Here is a 20,726-nt window from a genome sequence, read left to right as displayed (position 1 = left end):
CCCCCCCCCGCTCCCACAGGGATCTCCACGGTTTCAAGACTGGGGGCAATTGGGCTAAGGTGATTGCATCGCCCCAACCCGTCGAGCCTCCATGCCCTACCTCACCCACACCCACCCTCGCCTGTCCGCCGCCACGACGCTCGGTATCGCGGCGGGCATCCTGGTTCCGGCCGATTCGGTGATCAGCAAAATCCTCATCGGCTGGAATGCCGGAGTCTGGACTTACCTGATCCTGATGTCCTGGCTCACCGTGCGTTCAAAAGCGACCGACGTGAAACGCATCGCCGAAATCGAAGATGAAAACGCCGGGCTGGTGCTGTTGGTGGTGTGCATCGCGGCATTGGCCAGCCTGGCGACCATCACCTTCGAACTGGCTGGCAGCAGAGACCTTGAAACCACGCGCAAGCTCCTGCACTACGGCTTCACTGCATTGACGGTGATCGGCTCGTGGCTGCTGATCGGGGTGATTTTCAGCGTGCACTACGCGCGCCTGTTTTACACCTGGGAAGGCAAAGAGCCGGCGCTGCGCTTTGCTGAAGGCCTGACGACGCCCAATTACTGGGACTTCCTGTACTTCTCGTTCACCGTCGGCGTGGCGGTGCAGACCTCGGATGTCGGCGTGGCGACCCGTGATTTGCGCAAGATCGTGCTGGCGCAGTCGTTGATCGGTTTTCTGTTCAACACCGCCATCCTTGGATTCTCAATCAATATTGCGGCGGGCCTGTTCAACTGATGCCTGCACAAACGTTCTAGTCATCGCCCTTCCAGCAGGCGTTAAATAGCTCGGCAATCCGCCCCGCAGGTGCAACATGAACGCTCACAACTGGATCGACCTGTCCCGGGACGCCGACACCGGCATCGAGACCCTGCGCGCGCATTTCGTAGGTCACGCCTACGACCCGCACTGGCATGACAGTTATCTGGTGGGCGTCACCGAGCAAGGGGTCCAGCAATTCAATTGCCGACGGGCCAGGCACCAGAGCACGCCGGGCAAGGTGTTTTTGCTCGAGCCCGGTGACATCCATGACGGTGACGCACCGACCGCCGACGGTTTTACCTACCGCATGCTGTACCTCGATCCGCAGTGGTTACAGCGCGAACTCGGCGCCGTGTTCGATCATGCCCCCGACAACAGCCAACTGAGTTTCGCCGCCACCCTGGCCTGTGATGCGCGCCTGGCCCAGGCCACCAGCCTGGCGTTTGAAACCCTGCATCGCGGCGAGCTGAAGATCATCCGCCAGACCGCCCTCGACGCGTTGCTCGAACGCCTGACCAGCCACTTGCATTGGCGCGCCCGCGATGGCCAGGACCCGCGTCTGCCGCGCGTGGCGCAGAAGGCCCGGGACTACCTGCATGCCAACGCGCAATACGACATCGGCCTCGATCAACTGGCAGCCGTCACAGGTGTCGACCGCTTCCGCCTGACCCGTGCGTTCAAGGCCGCTTACGGCATGGCGCCCCACGCGTATCTGGTGCAATTGCGCCTGGCAACCGCGCGGCGAATGCTGGCCCGAGGCGTGCAACCGGCAACGGTGGCGATGGCGCTGGGCTTTGCCGACCAGAGCCATCTGGGCCGATGGTTCGTGCGCGCCTACGGCCTGACACCGGCGCTGTACCGCAAGCGCTGCTCAAATCTTCCAGACAAGTAACGCCGGGGATTGTGAAGATCGGTTTCACTGATCTTTACCGGAGTTTGCCCGCGATGCTCTCTTCTTTCCCGACGTTGCTGCCCTTCCTGCTCTTTGCCTTTGTGGCGTCCATCACACCCGGACCGACCAACATTCTGGTGCTCAGCAACAGTGCCCGATACGGCTTGGGCGCCGCCCTGCCGATTATCTTCGGCGCCTGCGCCAGTGCCGCGACGCTGGTGTTGCTGGTGGGCACGGGCGTTGGCTCTTCACTGACGGCCTGGCCCGCGTTGCAAAACGTCATGCAATGGGTCGGGGTAGCGTGGCTGAGTTATCTGGCCTGGCAGATCATCCGTTCGCCGGCCGAAGCCATCAGCACGCAGAAAACCGCTGCTCGACTGGGTTGGGTGGGCGCCGCCAGCCTGCAATGGATCAACCCGAAAACCTGGATGATGGCGCTGGCGGTGGTCAGTGTCTTCGCTGGAGCGGGCGAAGATCGGCTCGTCCATGTGATCAATCTTTCATGGGTGTTTTTCCTGGTTTCCTTGCCCTGCCTGGGTGTCTGGGCGCTGCTCGGTGCCGGGGCGAGTCGCTGGTTGCGCTCGCCCCGGGCCATGCAACGTTTCAATCGCTGCATGGGCCTGGTGCTGCTGGGTTCAGCGTGGCTGAGTGTGCTGGCCTGAACGCCACCGGTCAGTGTTTTTTCGACAATCGACAATCCGGGGCTTGACGGCGAATTGGCTTTTGGTGTCTTCTGAAACCGGTTTCAGCGCAATCTCACGAAGCGCTCGACCTTATAAATCCAATAAGAAGGTTTCAGACCGTGAACGATTTCTCCGCCGCCCAGCGCAGCCGCGTGACCATGCTCGACGTGGCCGAACACGCCAAGGTCTCCAAGGCCAGCGTTTCACGGTTCATCGGCGAAGACCGCGCCCTGCTCTCCGATGCCATCGCCCAACGCATCGAGCAGGCGATTGCCGAACTGGGCTATCGCCCGAACCAGATGGCCCGAGGCCTGAAACGCGGGCGCACCCGCCTGATCGGCATGCTGGTGGCCGATATCCGCAACCCTTATTCAATTGCCGTGATGCACGGGGTGGAAACCGCCTGCCGTCAGCACGGCTATAGCCTGGTGGTGTGCAACACCGACCGCGACGACGAGCAAGAGCGCCAGCACCTGGCCCTGCTGCGCTCGTACAACATCGAAGGCCTGATCGTGAACACCCTCGGTCATCACCGTGACGAATTGCACGAACTGCACCGGGAAATGCCCCTGGTGCTGGTGGACCGCAAGGTCGAGCACCTTGAGAGCGACATGGTCGGGCTGGACAATCCGGCAGCCGTTGAAATGGCCCTCGCGCATCTTGAAGAACGCGGCTACCGCGACGTGTTGATGGTGTCCGAACCGTTCGATGGCACCAGTTCACGGATCGAGCGGGTCGCCAGTTTCAAGGCGCAAATTGCCCTGCGCCCGGCCCTCCATGGCAGCCTCATCGAAACCGGCAGTGAACTGACCGCAAAACTTGCAACCTTCCTCGACACGCCCGGCCCCGGCCCGAAAGCGCTGTTTTGCGCGAACGGCATTGCGGCGCTGACCTGCACCCATGCGTTGCGTGAACTCAAGTGCAACCTGTTCGAGGATGTGGGCTTGATCGCCCTCGATGACCTGGATTGGTATCCGTTGGTGGGTAGCGGGATAACTGCGCTGGCCCAGCCAACCACCGAGATTGGCGCCAATGCGTTTGAGTGTCTGCTCAAGCGGTTGCGCGGGGATGACGGGGCGGTGCGGACGCTGGATTTTTCGGCGCGGTTGATTGTTAGAGGATCGACTCTCGGAAATTCTCGGTGAATGTTCGGGCCTCTTCGCGGGCAAGCCCGCTCCCACATTTGGAATGCATTCCCCTGTGGGAGCGGGCTTGCCCGCGAAGAGGCCATCAAGATCACCCACTATTTTTTTGAACAAAAATGAAACCGGTTTCAGAGGTAAAACAACAATGAACAAACCCGCCGTTTCCATCAGCCTCTCCAGCTACGGCGCCGACCTGGTGCGCCAGCGCGGCCAAGGCAGTTTTATCGAAGTACTGGCCGCCGCCGGTGCCACGCGCATCGAATGGCGCGAGGAATTGCTGACCATTGAGGACCCCGTTCAACTGGCCAATGCCACTCAGGCAGAAGGCCTGGAGAGCGTGTATTCATCGCCAATGGAACTCTGGTTGGCCGGACAATCCAGGCCCAATCCAGAACTGATCACCGCCCTGCAACGCGCCCGGGCGTTCGGTGCCAAATGGCTGAAAGTGTCCCTGGGCTATTTCACTGACAACTGCGACCTGCACGCCCTCGCCCGGCTGCTGGACGCCAGCCCCGTGCAGTTGCTGGTGGAAAACGACCAGACCCTGCACGGCGGGCGCATCGAACCCTTCCAGCGCTTTTTCACTGAGGTCGAGCAACACCACTTGCCGATCAAGATGACCTTCGATATCGGCAATTGGCACTGGCAGGACCAGTCCGCCGCCAGCGCCGCGCGCCTCCTCGGACGCCACGTCGGCTATGTGCACTGCAAAGCGGTTACGCGTCGTGCCGACGACAAGCTGGTCGCCATCGCGCCGACCGCCAGCGACTTGCAACAGTGGGAACAGCTGCTGGGGCACATGGCCCAAGGCGTCATGCGGGCCGCGGAGTATCCGCTGCAAGGCGATGACCTGGTGCAGCTGACCCGCGAACACGTGGCGGCCCTCGCCCGCCTCGGCCAGGCGCAACGGGAGAGTGCTCATGTCTGAGATCGATATTCTGTCCTTCGGCGAGACCATGGCGATGTTCGTCGCCGAGCAGGAAGGCGACCTGGCCAGCGTTGGCGCCTTCCACAAACGCATCGCCGGGGCTGACAGTAATGTGGCGATCGGTTTGTCCCGGCTTGGCTTCAACGTGGCATGGCTGAGCCGGGTCGGTGCCGATTCGTTGGGCCGGTTCGTGGTCGAGACCCTGGAAAAAGAAGGCCTGGATTGCCGTCACGTCGACATCGACACCGCCCACCCGACCGGTTTTCAACTCAAGTCCCGCACCGACGATGGCGGCGACCCGGTGGTCGAGTACTTCCGCCGCGGTTCGGCGGCCAGTCACCTGTCGCCGCACTCGATCGTGCCCGAGTTGCTCAAGGCCCGACACTTGCACGCTACCGGCATTCCCCCGGCGCTGTCGGAGTCGGCGCGGCAGATGTCGTTCGAGTTGATGACCCGCATGCGCGAGGCCGGGCGCAGCGTGTCCTTCGACCCGAACCTGCGCCCGAGCCTGTGGGCCAGCGAACGACAAATGATCACCGAGATCAACCGCCTCGCCGCCCTCGCCCATTGGGTGCTGCCGGGCTTGAGCGAAGGTCGATTGCTGAGCGGTTTCGAAGACCCGGCCGACATTGCTGCCTTCTACCTCGACCAGGGCGCCGAAGTCGTGGCGATCAAGCTTGGGCCGCACGGTGCTTACTACCGCACCCATCTTGATCAAGGTTTCGTCGCTGGCGTGCCGGTGGCCACGGTGGTCGATACGGTGGGCGCCGGCGATGGTTTTGCCGTCGGCATGATCAGCGCGCTGCTGGAAAACCAGAGCTTTGCCGAGGCCGTGAAGCGTGCCAACTGGATTGGCAGCCGTGCGGTACAGAGCCGGGGGGATATGGAGGGGTTGCCGACCCGATCCGAAATGGATGTCGAATTTGCGGCCGTCTTCGCGGGCAAGCCCGCTCCCACAGGTTTTGCGTCTGTGGGAGCGGGCTTGCCCGCGAAGGGGCCAGCACAGTCACTGAAGATCTAAACACCGTTACCTGCTGCAACAAAAACAACAAGCTCAGGAGCACCACTCATGAAAACCGCAACGCTCGCCACCCGCCGCTGGTGGTACATCATGCCCATCGTGTTCATCACCTATAGCTTGGCGTATCTGGATCGCGCCAACTACGGGTTCGCCGCCGCGTCCGGCATGGCGGCGGACCTGATGATCACACCAGGTTTGTCGTCGATGCTCGGCGCGCTGTTCTTCCTCGGCTACTTTTTCTTCCAGGTACCCGGCGCGATCTACGCGCAGAAACACAGTGTGAAGAAGCTGATTTTCGTCAGCCTGATCCTCTGGGGCAGCCTGGCGACCTTGACCGGGATTGTCTCCAATGCCTACTGGCTGATCGTCATTCGCTTCATGCTCGGCGTGGTCGAAGCGGCCGTCATGCCGGCGATGCTGATCTACCTGTGCCACTGGTTCACCCGCGCCGAACGCTCGCGGGCCAACACCTTCCTGATCCTCGGCAACCCGGTGACCATGCTCTGGATGTCAGTGGTCTCGGGCTACCTGGTGCAGCACTACAGCTGGCGCTGGATGTTCATCGTCGAAGGTTTGCCCGCGGTGTTGTGGGCATTCATCTGGTGGCGCCTGGCCGATGATCGTCCGTCACAGGCCAAGTGGCTCAACGATCAGGAAAAGCAGGATCTGGAAAGCGCACTGGCCGCCGAACAGGTCGGCATCAAGGCCGTGAAGAACTACGCCGAAGCCTTCCGCTCTCCCAAAGTGATCATCCTGGCCCTGCAGTTCTTCTGCTGGAGCATTGGCGTGTACGGTTTCGTGTTGTGGCTGCCGTCGATCCTCAAGGCCGGCGCGCAGATGGACATGGTCCAGGCCGGCTGGCTGTCGGCGCTGCCGTACCTGGCGGCAGTGATCGGCATGCTGCTGGTGTCCTGGGGTTCGGACAAACTGCAAAAACGTAAACGTTTCGTCTGGCCGCCACTGCTGATTGCCTCGATCGCCTTCTATGGCTCCTACGCCCTGGGTGCCGAACACTTCTGGTGGTCCTACACCCTGCTGGTGATTGCCGGCGCCTGCATGTACGCGCCTTACGGCCCCTTCTTCGCGATCATCCCGGAGATCCTCCCGGCCAACGTCGCGGGCGGCGCCATGGCGCTGATCAACAGCATGGGCGCCCTCGGCTCGTTTGGCGGTTCTTATCTGGTCGGCTACCTGAACAGCTCCACCGGCTCGCCGGGTGCGTCGTACCTGTTGATGAGCGGCGCATTGATGTTTTCGGTGGTACTGACGATTTTCCTCAAGCCCGGCGCCAGCGACCGGGAGCGCCCCTCGGCCACGGTAACGCGCGCCGCCACGGCACATTCCTGAATTGAAGTTGAGATCCCGAAGATGAAAAAGCAGGTCGTCCTCTACAAGAAACTCTCGCCGCTATTGATGGCTCGCTTGCACGAGCAGGCCGAAGTGACGCTGATCGAAAACCTTGATGCCGAGGGCCTGGGCAAACTGCGCGAGGCCCTGCCCCGCGCTCACGGTTTGCTCGGTGCCAGCCTGAAGCTGGATGCCGAACTGCTCGACCTGGCGCCTGACCTTCAAGCCATTGCCAGCGTCTCGGTGGGCGTCGACAACTACGACATCGACTACCTCACCGAACGGCGAATCCTGCTGAGCAACACGCCGGATGTGCTCACCGAAACCACCGCCGACACGGGCTTTGCGCTGATCCTGGCGACTGCCCGGCGGGTGGTGGAACTGGCGAATCTGGTTCGCGCCGGCCAATGGAACCGCAACATCGGCCCTGCGCATTTCGGCAGCGACGTGCACGGCAAAACCCTGGGCATCATCGGCATGGGCCGTATTGGCGAAGCCCTCGCGCAGCGCGGGCATTGCGGGTTTGGCATGCCGGTGATCTACCACAGCCAGTCACCGAAACCGGCAGTGGAGCAGCGGTTCAATGCGCGCTATCGAAGCCTGTCGGAACTGTTGCAACAGGCCGATTTCGTTTGCCTGACGTTACCGCTGACCGCTGAAACCCAAGGGCTGATCGGCGAAGAGCAGTTTGCCCAGATGCGTCCCGAGACCATCTTCATCAATATTTCGCGGGGCAAAGTGGTGGATGAAGCGGCTCTGATCGAAGCCTTGCGCACGGGCCGGATTCGCGCGGCAGGGCTGGATGTATTCGACCGCGAACCCTTGAATCAGGACTCGCCATTGCTGCAGTTGAACAATGTGGTGGCCACACCCCACATCGGCTCGGCCACCCATGAAACACGGGAGGCCATGGCCAGGTGCGCGGTGGACAACCTGTTGGCGGCGCTGGCGGGTGAGCGGCCGGCCAATCTGGTGAATGTTGGGGCGTGGCAGGGCTGAGGTATTCGGCGCCTGTCAGGCAGCCTTCGCGAGCAAGCCCGCTCCCACAATGGATTTGCTGTGAACACAGTACTTGTGAACAATAAAGATCAAATGTGGGAGCGGGCTTGCTCGCGAAGAGGGCAGCACAGGCAACACAAATCCTTCAGGCCCGCCGCACCTCCAGCAAATCCGTCGCACACAAAGCAATCCGCCGGCAGGCATCAGCCAGCTTCAGCTGATCCACCACCAGGCCGATGCGGATATGTCCCGCCGCACTCGGCCCGAAAGCCTCACCGGCCAGCACCGACACGCCATAGCCTTCCAGCAGTCGCTCGGCGAAGCGCTGGGCCGACAAGCCGGTCTGGCGCACATCGACCATCACGAACATTCCGCCGTCCGGGCGTATCGGCTTGAGTCCCGGGCATTGCCCCAAGCTTGCACACACCAGGTCGCGGCGCTGGCGATACTCTTCACGCATCGAGGCCACTTCCGGCAGGTCCCGGTCCAGCGCCAACTGCGCAGCGTTCTGCACGAAATCCGGGATACCGAACAACATGCTCAGCGACAAATTGACCAGGTGACCCGCCATGGGCTTGGGCCCAATCACCCAGCCCACCCGCCAACCGCTCATGGCGTGGGATTTGGACAGGCTGTTGATCGTCGCGGTGCGCTCGGCCATGCCCGGCAGGCTCGCCGGGCTGATGTGCTGGCCTTCGTACAGCAAGTCGCTGTAGACCTCGTCACTGATCAGCCACAAATCGTGACGAATGCACAGTGCCGCCAGCTCTTGCCAGATGGCCAGTGGCAAACTGGCGCCGGATGGATTGTTCGGACTGTTGAGCAGTATGGCGCGTGTCTTGGGCGTGATCCGCGCCGCGACATCCAGCGGGTCGACGCGAAACCCGTTCTGCGGGCGCACGGGCACCGGGACCACTGTGGCCGCACACGCGCCGATCACGCCTTCATAGGTCACGTACATCGGCTCGGCGACAATCACTTCATCGCCCGGGTCGAGCAGGCACTGCGCCACCGAATACACCGCGCACTGCGCCCCCGGAAAGACGATCACATGTTCGCCATCCACCACCTGGCCACTGCGTTGCCGATGTCGGCGGGCAATGCTGTCGCGCAGGCCACGACTGCCGCGCACTTCAGGATAGTGCGTATCACCGGCCAACAAGCTGGCGATGGCGGCCTGGACAATGGGTTGCGGCGTATCGAAGTCGGGGTCGCCAATGGACAACAGCAGGACGTCGACGCCCTGTTCGCGCAAGTGCAGCGCTCGATCGTGAATCTGCCAGGCCGCCGCACCGTCACCGGCGATTCGTTGGGTCAAGGCTGAGTAGCGCATGTTGTTCTCCTGTCGCGCGGGTACTCCAAGCCACAACCCTATCTCAAATCACGAAACGCGCCAGCATGGCGTTCAACTCCACCCTCAAAATTGCCATCGGAGCTATTGTGGCGAGGGAGCTTGCTCCCGTTCGGTTGCGCAGCAACCGCCGAACAAGGGGGCCGCTGCGCAGCCCAACGGGAGCAAGCTCCCTCGCCACAAGGATGTCGTTGATTGACAGGCATCGTTCAATGCTTGCGAGCAGCCATCCGCCAGACACGCGCGATGTCGGTTGTCCGCTCACGCAGCAAGCGCGGCGCCTCGGCACAGGCCTGTTCCAGGGTCATCGGCCCGCTTGCCAGGGCGAACGCAGCGTCGATGCCGTGCTCATAAAGCGCCTGATACCCCTCGCCCAGCGTACCGGCGATGACGATGACCGGCACGGCGTGTTGCCTGGCGACACGCGCCACACCGAATGGCGTCTTGCCGCGCAGGGTTTGCGCATCGAAACGCCCTTCGCCGGTGATCACCAGATCGGCGCCTGCAACCGCCTCGGCCAGGCCCACCAGTTCGCCGACCACCTCGACCCCGGCCTTGAACTGCGCGCCCAGGAACGCCTTGGCGGCAAACCCCAGGCCACCGGCCGCGCCACTCCCCGGTTCGTCGCGAACGTCGTTGCTCAAAGCGACCGCGCAATGGTCGGCAAAGTGCCCCAGCGCCTGATCCAGTTGTTCGACCTGCACGGGCGAAGCGCCTTTTTGCGGGCCGAAAATCGCCGAGGCGCCGTGGGGGCCGCACAGCGGGTTATTGACGTCGGCGGCGATGTCGAAGCGCACCTGTGGCAGACGCGGATCGATGTCGCTCAGGTCCACGCGGGACAATTGCGCAAGGGCGAGGCCGCCCGGTGACAGCGTCTGTCCCTGAGCGTCCAGCAATTTCACGCCCAGGGCCTGCATGGCACCGGCGCCGCCGTCGTTGGTCGCGCTGCCGCCAATCGCCAGGATCACCCGTTGTGCACCGGCATCCAGTGCGGCACGGATCAATTGCCCGGTGCCGAAGGTGCTGCTGATGCACGCGTCCCGCTGCGCCACCGGGACCAACTGCAAACCGCTGGCCTCGGCCATTTCGATGATTGCGGTGCGGCTCTGCGGCAACCAGCCCCAAGCGGCCTCCACCATGGCCCCCAGCGGCCCGCGAACCAGGGTGCGGCGCAGTTCGCCTTCGCACGCGGCCAGTATCGACTCGACAGTCCCTTCCCCACCATCGGCCATCGGACATTTGATCAGTTGGGCATCAGGCCAGACCTGCGCCAATCCCAAGGCAATGGCGTCGGCTACGCCTTGAGCGCTGAGGCTGTCCTTGAACGAATCGGGGGCGATTACGATTTTCATGGGAATTCTCCAGTTCCAATGCCCACATGCTGCCAGCCGCCATGAACAATAACGCCGGTCCGCTGCACAAGCGGTGTTGAGGATTATTGTTCATTTCCACAAAACCCGAGGCAGACGTTTCACCTGTAGGAGCGAGCTTGCTCGCGATGGAGGGTAACGATGACGCGGGAAATCAGACTTACCGCGGCGTCCTCTGGTTTTTCGCGAGCAAGCTCGCTCCTACAGGGGGATTTTGTCGCTCACGAAATTGAGTCTGGCTCGGGCAGCAGTTGCACGCCCAGATACAACGCGAGCATTCCATCAAGCCGCAGCGGATCGACGCCGCTGAGCTCGGCAATCCGTTCCATGCGATAACGCAGGCTGTTGCGATGGATGCCCAGCGCATCGGCGCAGGCCTGGCTCTGGCCGTCGTGTTCACACCAACTGCGCAGGGTCGCCAGCAACTGACCATTGCTGTCCTTGGCAATGACCTTGCGCAGCGGGTTGAGCAATTCGTCGAGGGCGTCGTCGTTGCGGTGGCGCCAGAGCATCACCGGCAGTCGATAGCGGTTGAGCGTCAACAGCCGGGAGCGCGGCAACACTTCGCGACCGTAGGCCAGCAAGTCGCCGACCCGGCGATAGCAGCGACGCAACCCCGCCAGCCCATCGGCTTGCCCACCGACGGCAATGCGCAGGATGTTCCAGCCAAGGCCGTCAAGCTTGTCCAGCAAGCGCTCGTTCTCCACCGACTGGCTGGCCGGCCGACACCAGAGCAACGAAGTTTTCGCCGAGCTGACGCACCAACTGTCCGGGTGGCGGGTGGTCAACCAGGCACTCAGTGCCTCGACGGTTTGCCCCGCAGCATGTTCCAGACCCAGTTCGAACAGGTACGGCACCCGGGTCATTTGTGGCTTGAGGCCCAACTGCTGCGCCTCATCGATCAGCCGCGGAGAATCCCCGGCTTCGCTGAGCAGCAGCGCCAGCAGATCATCGCAGCGCTGGCGCCGCCATTGCTGTTCGGCCTGCTGGTTGCGCTGGGCTACCAGCATCTCGGCGGTCATGCGCACCAGTTCGGCATAGGTGCGCAGTTGCTCGGGTTCGCCGGTGATACCCAATACGCCGATCAGGCGCTGATCGAGCAACAGCGGCAGGTTGATGCCCGGCTGCACACCCTTGAGATGAATCGCCGTCTGCGCATCGATCTCCACCACGCGGCCGTTGGCCAGGACCAGTTGCGCGCCTTCATGCCGGGTGTTGACCCGCTCCGGTTCGCCACTGCCCAGGATCAGGCCCTGGCTATCCATCACGTTGACGTTGTACGGCAGGATGGCCATCGCCCGGTCGACGATGTCCTGGGCCAGGTCGTGATCGAGTTCGAACATGCAAGTGATCCTTGAAGACGGAGATGGAACGGGTTGTTCACCCGCACAGGCCTTGGTTGCAAACCCTGTGCTCAGGCACAAAGACAGCCGCCCTGAGGGTGGTCGAGACTCTCTGGGCGATCAACGTTACCCTTTGCATCGCAAAAAATCATAATAAAGAGAGAGCCGCCATGACACAGAGCGCCGTAGCGTCCGAGGCCATCGCTGACGACAAAAACGCCGTCTACAAGCGCATCACCCTGCGTTTGATCCCCTTCATTTTCATCTGCTACCTGTTCAACTACCTCGACCGGGTCAACGTTGGATTTGCCAAGCTGCAGATGCTCGACGCGCTGAAGTTCAGCGAAACCGTGTACGGCCTGGGCGCCGGCATCTTCTTTATCGGTTACGTACTGTGCGGCGTACCCAGCAACCTGGCCTTGACGAAATTCGGCCCACGGCGCTGGATCGCGCTGATGATGATGACCTGGGGCACGCTGTCGACCTGCCTGCTGTTCGTCACCACGCCGACCGAGTTCTATACCCTGCGCCTGTTTACCGGTGCCGCCGAAGCCGGGTTCTTTCCGGGCGTGGTGCTGTATCTCTCGCAGTGGTTCCCGACCTTCCGCCGTGGCCGCATCATGGCGTTGTTCATGTCGGCGATCCCGGTATCCGGCCTGCTCGGCAGCCCCTTCTCCGGCTGGATTCTCAACCACTTCGCCGCGGGCCAGGGCGGTCTCGCCGGCTGGCAGTGGATGTTCCTGCTGCAAGGCATTCCGACGGTGATCCTCGGTGCGCTGGCTTATTTCCTGCTCAGTGACAGTTACGCCAATGCGAAATGGCTGACTCCGTTCGAGCGTTCGGTGCTGGAAGCCGACCATGCTGAAGACCTGGCCAGCAAACCGAAAACCACCACTGATTCGCTGCTGGCGGTGTTCAAGAACCCGGCGATCTGGGCCTTCGGCCTGATCTACTTCTGCATCCAGAGCGGCGTCTACGCGATCAACTTCTGGCTGCCATCGATCATCAAGAACCTGGGCTTTGGCGATAACCTGGTAATCGGCTGGCTCAGTGCGATTCCCTACCTGCTGGCTGCGGTGTTCATGCTGATCGTGGGCCGTTCGGCGGACCTGCGCAAAGAACGTCGCTGGCATCTGGTGGTGCCGATGCTGATGGGCGCGCTGGGGCTGCTGATCGCGGTAAACTTCGCCGCCAACCCGGCCATCGCGATTCTCGGTCTGACCATCGCCACCATGGGCGCCCTCACCGGCCTGCCGATGTTCTGGCCCGTGCCGACCGCCCTGCTCAGTGCCGGCGCTGCCGCCGGCGGCCTGGCGCTGATCAATTCGATGGGCCAGATGGCGGGTTTCCTCAGCCCGTACCTGGTGGGTTGGGTCAAGGACAGCACCGGTTCGACCGATGCGGCGCTGTACCTGCTGGCGGGGGTGATTGTCTGCGGCAGTCTGCTGGCGTTGCGCATGACCCGTACGTTGCGCGCCTGATCAACACCACTCCCTGTGGGAGCGGGCTTGCTCGCGAAGGCGGAGTGTCAGACAACAATATTGTCGACTGATACACCGCCTTCGCGAGCAAGCCCGCTCCCACATTTGATTCGATTTGCGTTTGCTCCAGGGTGCAGTTCTGGTATCTGATTGAGCCTTTCCCACTGGTAAAAGGATTTGCTCATGAGCTATCGCACATTGGGTCATTCGGGCCTGCAGGTGTCCACCCTGACCTTGGGCACCATGATGTTCGGCGAACAGACCAGTACCGAAGACTCCCTGCGGATCATCGACAAGGCCTGGGACCAGGGCATCAATTTCATCGACACCGCCGACGTCTACACCAGCGGCCGTTCCGAGGAAATCGTCGGCGAGGCCATCGCCAGCCGCCGCCATGAATGGGTGCTTGCCACCAAGGTCGGTTTCGGTCCCGTGGACGGTATCCCCAACCGCAGCGGTCTGAGCCGCAAGCATCTGTTCAACGGTCTCGACGCCAGCCTGACGCGCCTGGGCACCGACTACCTCGACATCTACTACCTGCACCGTGAAGACCACAACACACCGCTGGACGTCACGGTATCGGCCATCGGCGACTTGATTCGCCAGGGCAAGATCCGCTATTGGGGCCTGTCCAACTATCGTGGCTGGCGCATCGCCGAAGTGATTCGCGTGGCTGACAAGCTCGGCGTTGACCGGCCGGTGATCAGCCAACCGCTGTACAACATCGTCAACCGCCAGGCTGAAACCGAGCAGATCACGGCGGCACAAAATTATGGACTGGGCGTGGTGCCCTACAGCCCGCTGGCGCGCGGAGTGCTCAGCGGCAAATACGCGCCGGATGTGGAACCGGACGCCAACAGCCGTGCCGGTCGCCAGGACAAACGCATCCTTGAGACTGAATGGCGCGTCGAATCCCTGCGCATCGCCCAGCAGATCCAGCAATACACCCAGGAGCGCGGCGTCGGCATCGTCGAGTTCGCGATTGCCTGGGTGCTGAACAACAGCGCCGTGACCTCGGCCATTGTCGGGCCGCGTACCGAAGCGCAATGGGACGCCTACACTAAGGCGCAGGCGGTGAAAATCACGGCCGAGGACGAGGCGTTCATCGATGCGCTGGTGACACCGGGGCATGCGTCGACACCGGGGTTCAATGATGTGAGCCATTTTGTGTCGGGGCGTAAACCGCGCATTAGCTGAAGAAATAAAAAACCAATGTGGGAGCGGGCTTGCTCGCGAAGGCTGCTTAACATTCAACATTGATGTTGGCTGGAAAACCGCTTTCGCGAGCAAGTCGAATCGTCGCACCACCGCTCCCACAATTGGATCGTGTTGATTGATTGGTCAATATTCGGCTTGAAAAACACGTATCCTCCGCACCCCCGTTTCACCTTCAACCTCGCGAGGACAGCTTGTCTAAAGGTATCGCTCTATCGGTTTCAGCCTCGGTGCTGTTTGCCGTCATGTATTACTACACATCGCTGCTCACCCCCTTGAGCGGCGTGGAAATCTTCGGTTGGCGCATGTTGCTGACCGTGCCGTGCATGACCGTGTTCATGGTGGTGTCCGGCGAGTGGAAGCGCGTGCTGGAGATCGTGCGGCGCGCCAAGGCCGATCCGAAGCTGATTGGCGCGCTGATCGCCTCCTCTGCCCTGCTCGGCGTGCAATTGTGGCTGTTCATGTGGGCGCCGCTCAACGGTTACAGCCTGGATGTATCCCTGGGTTACTTCCTGCTGCCGCTGACCATGGTGTTGACCGGGCGGATCGCCTATGGCGAACGCCTGTCGTACCTGCAAAAGATCGCCGTGGTGTTCGCCTGCCTGGGCGTGGTCAACGAGGTGTATCAGGTCGGTGGTTTTTCCTGGGCGACCTTGCTGGTCTGCATTGGTTATCCGGCCTACTTCGTTCTGCGCAAACGGCTGGCAGCAGACAACCTCGGCGGCTTGTGGCTGGACATGGCGTTGACGCTGCCGGTGGCCGTCTGGTTCGTTCAGAGCGGTGCACAGGGTTTTGGCGTGTTTGACCAGCATCCATGGTTGTCGCTGCTGATCCCGCTGCTCGGCGTGATCAGCGCGTCGGCGCTGGTGGTCTACATCATTGCCAGTCGCCTGCTGCCGTTCAGCCTGTTCGGCTTGTTGAGCTACGTCGAACCGGTGCTGCTGCTGGGCGTGGCGCTGCTGTTGGGAGAGAGCATCAAGGCCGGCGAATGGCTGACCTACATCCCGATCTGGATGGCGGTGCTGGTGCTGGTGTTTGAAGGGTTCAAGCATCTGGTGCGGCAGCGCAGGCCTTAACCACACCCAAAACAAATGTGGGAGCGGGCTTGCTCGCGACAGCGGTGTGTCAGCCAGCTTAGTTGGCGACTGACACACCGCTTTCGCGAGCAAGCCCGCTCCCACAGGTTTATCGGTGTAATGGTTTAGTCCGTGGACAACACGCCACGACGAACCTGATCACGCTCGATGGATTCGAACAGCGCCTTGAAGTTGCCTTCGCCGAAACCGTCGTCACCCTTGCGCTGGATGAACTCGAAGAACACCGGCCCCATCAGGGTTTCCGAGAAGATCTGCAACAGCAGACGCTTGTCGCCCGACTCGGACGAACCGTCCAGCAAGATGCCACGCGCCTGCAGTTCGCCGACCGGCTCGCCGTGGTTCGGCAAACGGCCTTCGAGCATTTCGTAGTAGGTTTCCGGCGGCGCGGTCATGAAGCGCATGCCGATGCTTTTCAGGTGGTCCCAGGTCTTGATCAGGTCATCGGACAGGAACGCAACGTGCTGGATGCCCTCGCCATTGAACTGCATCAGGAACTCTTCAATCTGCCCGGCGCCCTTGGACGATTCTTCGTTCAGCGGGATGCGGATCATGCCATCGGGTGCGGTCATGGCCTTGGAGGTCAGGCCGGTGTACTCGCCCTTGATGTCGAAGTAGCGGATTTCGCGGAAGTTGAACAGCTTCTCGTAGAAGTTGGCCCAGTAGGCCATGCGACCGCGATACACGTTATGGGTCAGGTGATCGATGATCTTCAGGCCGGCACCGACCGGGTGGCGGTCAACGCCTTCGATGAACACGAAGTCGATGTCATAGATCGAGCTGCCTTCACCGAAACGGTCGATCAGGTACAGCGGAGCGCCGCCAATGCCTTTGATCGCCGGCAGGTTCAGCTCCATCGGGCCGGTTTCGATGTGGATCGGCTGGGCGCCGAGTTCCAGGGCACGCTTGTAGGCCTTTTGCGAATCCTTGACGCGGAACGCCATGCCGCACACCGACGGGCCGTGCTCGGCCGCAAAGTACGAGGCGACGCTGTGGGGTTCGTTGTTGAGGATCAGGTTGATCGCGCCCTGTCGATACAGGTGCACGTCCTTGGAGCGGTGGGTCGCCACCTTGGTGAAGCCCATGATCTCGAAGATCGGCTCCAGGGTGTTCGGGGTCGGCGATGCGAGCTCGATGAATTCAAAGCCCATCAGGCCCATCGGGTTTTCGTATAAATCTGCCATGGTTGGCGCCTCATCATTTTTTATCAATTAACTAAGGTTAGTTGTAAGCAATGCTGAGACCGCTGGGTGGCGCACAGGAGATGCCCCGCACACTGCGGGCGAGAAAATCACCGTAGATCAGTTGAAACCCGAATATCTTCATTGTCGACCCAAGGCTCTTGCGGGCGAGGCTTCTGCTGCCAGAAGACGATTATTATTGTATGCGTAACCTGATTCTACACAGCGTAAATCAATTTGTCCGCCTTCTGTATCAAATCCCCTTTTTCCTTACCCGCGCAAGGGGTTTGTTGCAGAGGAAAATCCCCGCCAGTATCAGCCCGCCACCCAGGCACATGGCCAGCGTCAACGGCTCATCGAGCAACAGCGCCCCGAGGATCACCGCTGTCAGCGGGTTCAAGGCAATGAACACCCCGGAACGCGTCGCACCGATTTTACGGATGCCGTCGTAGTAGCCAATGTACGCCAGCGCCGAACCCAGCACGCCAAGATACAGAAGGCTCAACCATTGCCGGGCACCGAGGTGGACGATCGCGGTGACGCTCACCTCGCCACGGACAAGGCAGGTCATCCAGAGCATGACGGTGCCCAGCAGAATCGACCAGGTCACGGTTTGCACCGGCCCCAGGGTCTGGTTCAGTTCTCTGGAGCACAGCGAGTAGACGCCCCAGCCGAGCACGCAGCCGAAAATCAGCAGATCGCCGATCCAGGCATCGGTACCGGCGGCCAATAATTGCGGGTTGCGACTGACGATCACCATGCTCGCGCCCACCATGCAGATCGCGATACCGGCGACGTTCGCCCGGTTCAAACGCTCCTTGAACAGCAACCAGGAAGCCAGCCCGATCACCGCCGGGTTCAGCGCCACGATCAAGGATGCCCGTGAAGCGTTGATGTAATGCAGGCCATAGAAGAAGCACAGGTTGTAGAAGAAGATCCCGAAAAAGCCAAGCAAGACCAATTGCAGCCATTGCCTGGCGCTAGGCCGGAGCAGCGGTATCCGCGCCATGCGTACAAACAGCAGCAATGCCACGCTGGCCAGTAAAAACCGCAGGCTGGCAGCCAGCAGCGGGCTGAGGCCGTCGGCCAGAAAGCGTCCGGCAACGAAGGTGCCGCCCCACACCATGCTGACGCCTGCCAGTTTCAGATACACCGGCAGATCCGAGGGTTTTGACAGGGTTTGCTCACAGATCGTCATAAGGTTCCAGGGTCGGATATCGGAGAGATGATCTATCATTCGACTAATACTCAGTCATTGTAAAATGAGCAAACACTCATGACCCTCACTCAACTGGAGATTTTCTCCCTCGTGGCCGAACTCCACGGCTTCACGCCAGCGGCCAATCGCCTGGGCATTTCCCAATCGGCGGTGTCCCATGCCTTGAAGTCTTTGGAGCAGGAGCTAGGGGTCGAGTTGTTGCGCCGGCATCAAACCCGGGTCGAGCCAAGCGACATTGGCCAGCAGTTGCTGCTTCGCGCCCGAGCGATGCTGGGCCTGGCCAACACCCTGCGCCAGGAAGCGGCCGATGCGCGGGGCATGAAACGCGGCACGTTGCGTATCGGCTCGTTCGGGCCGACTTCATCGATCAAATTGTTGCCGTTGATTCTGCAGCAGTACCGCGCCGCCCATCCCGGCATAGAAGTGCATATCGATGAAGGCCCTGACCGCCAGGTACTGCAGTGGCTGGAGGAGCGACGGATCGACATCGGCTTCGTGGTGTTGCCCGAGGAGCGTTTCGACACGGTCGCGCTGATCGAAGACCAGATGGTCGCGCTGCTGCCCGCCGACCACCCGCTGGCGGTTCACGACAGCCTGAACCTGAAGGACCTGTGCGCCTTCCCGTTTGTGCTGACCGAGGCCGGTTCTTCGGAGCTGGTTTCACGCCTGTTCACTGCGGCCCGACTGACGCCCAACATCCGTTATCGCTGCTCACAGCTGATGAGCACCCTCGATGTCGTCGCTCGCGGCGACGGGGTGACAGTAGTCGCCGAAAGTTCATTACCCCATCAATCAGACAGCCGCTATGTGAAAAAACCGCTGTCGCCGACGGTGGTGCGCCAGGTCGGCCTGGCGGTACTCGATCGACGCCAGGCATCACCCGCGACGCTGGCCTTTATCGAACTGGCCGCAAGCCTCGACCTGCGTTGAGCGGCATAGCTACCAGCACAACTACCAAGGGCCAACTATCATGGCCATTACCCGAACTCTTTATGGGAGGCGTATCGCCCTGCCAGTTGTTGAGAGCCTTACTTCTTCGTGACGGGATTCGCGAATGCCGCTGAAAGCCAAAACCCGCAGCCGCAGCACGAAAATTGCTGTCACTCTGCTCAGTGGATTACTCCCGGTGCTGCTGGGGGGGACCATTCTTTACCTGCAGGCAGGGCGGGCGCTCAAGCAAGACGCCGAAAAAACCGCCGAGGAAGCGGTTCGTCAGTTCGACTTGATGCTCGACAACGCCGCTCAGGCCGCTCGCGAACTGCTGCCGATGGCTGGCCAAAGTTGCGGTGACGTCAAACTGGCGCTGCGCGAGCAGGTCACTCGTCGCCCATTCGTGCGCTCGACCAATCTGGTGTGGGACAACAGCCTCTATTGCAGCTCGCTGTTCGGCGACTACCAGGAAACGGTCAGCCCCGGCGACTACACCCAGGGCGCTTTGTGGCTCATGAACGGCAATCCGGTGACGCCCAACACCGCCTTGCTGGTGTACCGCCTGAGCGAAGGAAAAAAAGGTGCGCTGACGACCCTCTATGGTTATCACTTGGGCAACGTTCTGCGCTTGATCGGCCGCCAGACCTTGCTGGTGCTGCAAGTTGGCCCGGACTGGATGTCCGCCGATGGCAAGGTTCACACAGGTGCCACGCCTGAACTCCCCGTTGCGCAGAGCCGCTTGACCTCCGGGCACTATGCTTTTGCCGTGGAAGCCGGTTTCCCCAAAGGCGAAACCTGGCGATACATGAGTAGCGAGTATCCCCCCCTGTTCAGTCTGCTGATTTTCTTCGGTGTGATTGCCGGGTCAATTGGTCACTTCCTGCAAAAGCGCTCCTCGGCCCCCACCCAGGAAATGCAACGGGCACTGGAAGCCGCAGAGTTCATTCCGTATTTCCAGCCCGTGGTGCATGGCGACAGCAAAAGCTGGTCCGGCACTGAAGTGCTGATGCGCTGGAAACATCCGAAGGAAGGCCTGGTGCGTCCGGACCTGTTCATCCCGTTTGCCGAGCACTGCGGGCTGATCGTACCGATGACCCGTTCGCTCATGCGACAAACCGCCGCCCTGCTCGCGCCGAAATCCGCCGGATTCAACAAACCCTTTCACATTGGCATCAACATTACCGCCAGCCATTGCCAGGACCTGGATCTGGTCAAGGATTGCCGCGAGTTTCTCGATGCGTTCGAGCCGGGCTCGATCTACCTGGTACTGGAACTGACCGAACGCGAACTTATCGAGCCAACGGCGATCACCCTGCAACTGTTCGAGCAACTTCGCGAACTGGGCGTGAAGATCGCCATCGACGATTTCGGCACGGGTCATTCAAGCCTTGGCTACCTGCGGCAGTTCAATGTCGACTTCCTGAAAATAGACCAGAGTTTTGTCGCCATGATCGGCATCGACACCCTCTCCAGCCACATCCTCGACAGCATCATCGACCTGGCCGTCAAACTCGACCTTGCCCTGGTGGCCGAAGGTGTCGAAACCCGTGAGCAGAGTGATTACCTCAGCGCTCGTCAGGTCAACTTCCTGCAGGGTTATCTGTTCGGCAAACCCATGCCCGGGGCGGAATTCATTAGTGCATTAAGCAACCATTAACTCGAAAATTTAATCGATAAAACAACGACTACAGGCATAAATTTGAATCAAGACACTACCAACGTTACATGAAGAAAAAGACAGGATTTACTCTTGGCCAATTAACTACTACA

At 61.2% G+C, this 20,726-nt stretch carries 18 protein-coding genes; 13 read left to right on the top strand and 5 right to left on the bottom strand.

From position 1 onward, the window contains the following. Nucleotides 1–91 precede the first annotated feature (91 nt). The 8 genes from AC3WN7_RS09200 (at nt 92) to AC3WN7_RS09165 (ending at nt 7,772) form a co-directional block, all read left to right on the top strand. The gene (locus AC3WN7_RS09200) at nt 92–733 is read left to right on the top strand and encodes a DUF1345 domain-containing protein (RefSeq protein WP_095966649.1); all 642 of its coding nucleotides are present in this window, start codon (nt 92–94) and stop codon (nt 731–733) included. Nucleotides 734–809: 76 nt separating this feature from the next. Continuing rightward, on the top strand, nt 810–1,649 hold the full coding sequence (locus tag AC3WN7_RS09195; RefSeq protein WP_102675159.1) for an AraC family transcriptional regulator: 840 nt from the start codon (nt 810–812) through the stop codon (nt 1,647–1,649). Nucleotides 1,650–1,702: 53 nt separating this feature from the next. Further along, nucleotides 1,703–2,311 carry a LysE family translocator gene (locus tag AC3WN7_RS09190; protein WP_102675160.1) on the top strand — a complete coding sequence of 203 codons (609 nt, stop codon included), beginning with the start codon at nt 1,703–1,705 and terminating at the stop codon, nt 2,309–2,311. 140 nt (nt 2,312–2,451) lie between these two features. Continuing rightward, complete coding sequence (locus AC3WN7_RS09185; protein ID WP_102675161.1) at nt 2,452–3,477, top strand: LacI family DNA-binding transcriptional regulator; 1,026 nt, start codon at nt 2,452–2,454, stop codon at nt 3,475–3,477. A 145-nt stretch (nt 3,478–3,622) separates the two neighbouring features. Next, nucleotides 3,623–4,405, top strand: coding sequence for a sugar phosphate isomerase/epimerase family protein (locus AC3WN7_RS09180; protein ID WP_102675162.1), 783 nt, complete (start codon nt 3,623–3,625; stop codon nt 4,403–4,405). After that, on the top strand, nt 4,398–5,426 hold the full coding sequence (locus AC3WN7_RS09175) for a sugar kinase (RefSeq protein WP_102675163.1): 1,029 nt from the start codon (nt 4,398–4,400) through the stop codon (nt 5,424–5,426). The genes AC3WN7_RS09180 and AC3WN7_RS09175 overlap by 8 nt, the downstream gene beginning before the upstream one ends. Nucleotides 5,427–5,474: 48 nt before the next feature. Next, nucleotides 5,475–6,773: an MFS transporter gene (locus AC3WN7_RS09170; protein WP_102675164.1), complete on the top strand. Its 1,299-nt coding sequence runs from the start codon at nt 5,475–5,477 to the stop codon at nt 6,771–6,773. A gap of 21 nt (nt 6,774–6,794) precedes the next feature. Continuing rightward, on the top strand, nt 6,795–7,772 hold the full coding sequence (locus AC3WN7_RS09165; protein WP_102675165.1) for a 2-hydroxyacid dehydrogenase: 978 nt from the start codon (nt 6,795–6,797) through the stop codon (nt 7,770–7,772). A 145-nt stretch (nt 7,773–7,917) separates the two neighbouring features. Here AC3WN7_RS09165 and AC3WN7_RS09160 read toward each other — a convergent pair whose 3' ends face one another. The 3 genes from AC3WN7_RS09160 to AC3WN7_RS09150 all read right to left on the bottom strand — a co-directional run bounded on the left by AC3WN7_RS09160 (nt 7,918) and on the right by AC3WN7_RS09150 (nt 11,836). Then, nucleotides 7,918–9,105, bottom strand: a complete 1,188-nt coding sequence (locus AC3WN7_RS09160; protein WP_095966641.1) for a pyridoxal phosphate-dependent aminotransferase — start codon at nt 9,103–9,105, stop codon at nt 7,918–7,920. A 227-nt stretch (nt 9,106–9,332) separates the two neighbouring features. Next, nucleotides 9,333–10,475 carry a glycerate kinase gene (locus AC3WN7_RS09155; protein ID WP_102675166.1) on the bottom strand — a complete coding sequence of 381 codons (1,143 nt, stop codon included), beginning with the start codon at nt 10,473–10,475 and terminating at the stop codon, nt 9,333–9,335. Nucleotides 10,476–10,714: 239 nt separating this feature from the next. Next, nucleotides 10,715–11,836 carry a sugar diacid recognition domain-containing protein gene (locus AC3WN7_RS09150; protein ID WP_102675167.1) on the bottom strand — a complete coding sequence of 374 codons (1,122 nt, stop codon included), beginning with the start codon at nt 11,834–11,836 and terminating at the stop codon, nt 10,715–10,717. A gap of 170 nt (nt 11,837–12,006) precedes the next feature. Between AC3WN7_RS09150 and AC3WN7_RS09145 the strand changes: the two genes are divergently transcribed. The 3 genes from AC3WN7_RS09145 to rarD all read left to right on the top strand — a co-directional run bounded on the left by AC3WN7_RS09145 (nt 12,007) and on the right by rarD (nt 15,608). After that, on the top strand, nt 12,007–13,317 hold the full coding sequence (locus AC3WN7_RS09145; protein ID WP_102675168.1) for an MFS transporter: 1,311 nt from the start codon (nt 12,007–12,009) through the stop codon (nt 13,315–13,317). A 183-nt stretch (nt 13,318–13,500) separates the two neighbouring features. Then, nucleotides 13,501–14,514, top strand: coding sequence for an aldo/keto reductase (locus AC3WN7_RS09140; RefSeq protein WP_102675169.1), 1,014 nt, complete (start codon nt 13,501–13,503; stop codon nt 14,512–14,514). Nucleotides 14,515–14,726: 212 nt separating this feature from the next. Next, nucleotides 14,727–15,608 carry an EamA family transporter RarD gene (rarD, locus tag AC3WN7_RS09135; RefSeq protein ID WP_095966636.1) on the top strand — a complete coding sequence of 294 codons (882 nt, stop codon included), beginning with the start codon at nt 14,727–14,729 and terminating at the stop codon, nt 15,606–15,608. Nucleotides 15,609–15,733: 125 nt separating this feature from the next. On the opposite strand, the gene hppD is transcribed toward rarD, so the two are convergent. Both hppD and AC3WN7_RS09125 read right to left on the bottom strand, forming a co-directional pair. Further along, on the bottom strand, nt 15,734–16,810 hold the full coding sequence (gene hppD, locus AC3WN7_RS09130) for a 4-hydroxyphenylpyruvate dioxygenase (protein ID WP_095966635.1): 1,077 nt from the start codon (nt 16,808–16,810) through the stop codon (nt 15,734–15,736). A 250-nt stretch (nt 16,811–17,060) separates the two neighbouring features. Beyond that, nucleotides 17,061–18,005: a DMT family transporter gene (locus AC3WN7_RS09125; protein WP_102675170.1), complete on the bottom strand. Its 945-nt coding sequence runs from the start codon at nt 18,003–18,005 to the stop codon at nt 17,061–17,063. A gap of 78 nt (nt 18,006–18,083) precedes the next feature. On the opposite strand from AC3WN7_RS09125, the gene AC3WN7_RS09120 reads away from it, so the two are divergent. Beyond that, a complete protein-coding gene (locus tag AC3WN7_RS09120; RefSeq protein ID WP_102675171.1) occupies nt 18,084–18,956 on the top strand; it encodes a LysR family transcriptional regulator in 873 nt (290 codons plus the stop codon). 124 nt (nt 18,957–19,080) lie between these two features. Next, a complete protein-coding gene (locus tag AC3WN7_RS09115) occupies nt 19,081–20,613 on the top strand; it encodes an EAL domain-containing protein (protein WP_102675172.1) in 1,533 nt (510 codons plus the stop codon). Nucleotides 20,614–20,726: the final 113 nt, after the last annotated feature.

This window comes from Pseudomonas sp. FW305-70 (assembly GCF_058783925.1).
The sequence above is the reverse complement of the archived record's forward strand: the minus strand, read 5'-3'. Positions and strand labels throughout refer to the sequence as shown.

Excerpts from the sequence above, each read along its gene's own strand:
- AC3WN7_RS09170 (WP_102675164.1), top strand. The coding sequence starts at position 5,475 with ATGAAAACCGCAACGCTCGCCACCCGCCGCTGGTGGTACATCATGCCC.
- AC3WN7_RS09160 (WP_095966641.1), bottom strand. The coding sequence starts at position 9,105 with ATGCGCTACTCAGCCTTGACCCAACGAATCGCCGGTGACGGTGCGGCG.
- AC3WN7_RS09180 (WP_102675162.1), top strand. The coding sequence starts at position 3,623 with ATGAACAAACCCGCCGTTTCCATCAGCCTCTCCAGCTACGGCGCCGAC.
- AC3WN7_RS09140 (WP_102675169.1), top strand. The coding sequence starts at position 13,501 with ATGAGCTATCGCACATTGGGTCATTCGGGCCTGCAGGTGTCCACCCTG.
- AC3WN7_RS09115 (WP_102675172.1), top strand. The coding sequence starts at position 19,081 with ATGCCGCTGAAAGCCAAAACCCGCAGCCGCAGCACGAAAATTGCTGTC.
- AC3WN7_RS09155 (WP_102675166.1), bottom strand. The coding sequence starts at position 10,475 with ATGAAAATCGTAATCGCCCCCGATTCGTTCAAGGACAGCCTCAGCGCT.
- AC3WN7_RS09175 (WP_102675163.1), top strand. The coding sequence starts at position 4,398 with ATGTCTGAGATCGATATTCTGTCCTTCGGCGAGACCATGGCGATGTTC.
- AC3WN7_RS09150 (WP_102675167.1), bottom strand. The coding sequence starts at position 11,836 with ATGTTCGAACTCGATCACGACCTGGCCCAGGACATCGTCGACCGGGCG.
- AC3WN7_RS09125 (WP_102675170.1), bottom strand. The coding sequence starts at position 18,005 with ATGACGATCTGTGAGCAAACCCTGTCAAAACCCTCGGATCTGCCGGTG.
- hppD (WP_095966635.1), bottom strand. The coding sequence starts at position 16,810 with ATGGCAGATTTATACGAAAACCCGATGGGCCTGATGGGCTTTGAATTC.
- AC3WN7_RS09165 (WP_102675165.1), top strand. The coding sequence starts at position 6,795 with ATGAAAAAGCAGGTCGTCCTCTACAAGAAACTCTCGCCGCTATTGATG.
- AC3WN7_RS09195 (WP_102675159.1), top strand. The coding sequence starts at position 810 with ATGAACGCTCACAACTGGATCGACCTGTCCCGGGACGCCGACACCGGC.
- AC3WN7_RS09145 (WP_102675168.1), top strand. The coding sequence starts at position 12,007 with ATGACACAGAGCGCCGTAGCGTCCGAGGCCATCGCTGACGACAAAAAC.
- AC3WN7_RS09190 (WP_102675160.1), top strand. The coding sequence starts at position 1,703 with ATGCTCTCTTCTTTCCCGACGTTGCTGCCCTTCCTGCTCTTTGCCTTT.
- AC3WN7_RS09200 (WP_095966649.1), top strand. The coding sequence starts at position 92 with ATGCCCTACCTCACCCACACCCACCCTCGCCTGTCCGCCGCCACGACG.
- AC3WN7_RS09120 (WP_102675171.1), top strand. The coding sequence starts at position 18,084 with ATGACCCTCACTCAACTGGAGATTTTCTCCCTCGTGGCCGAACTCCAC.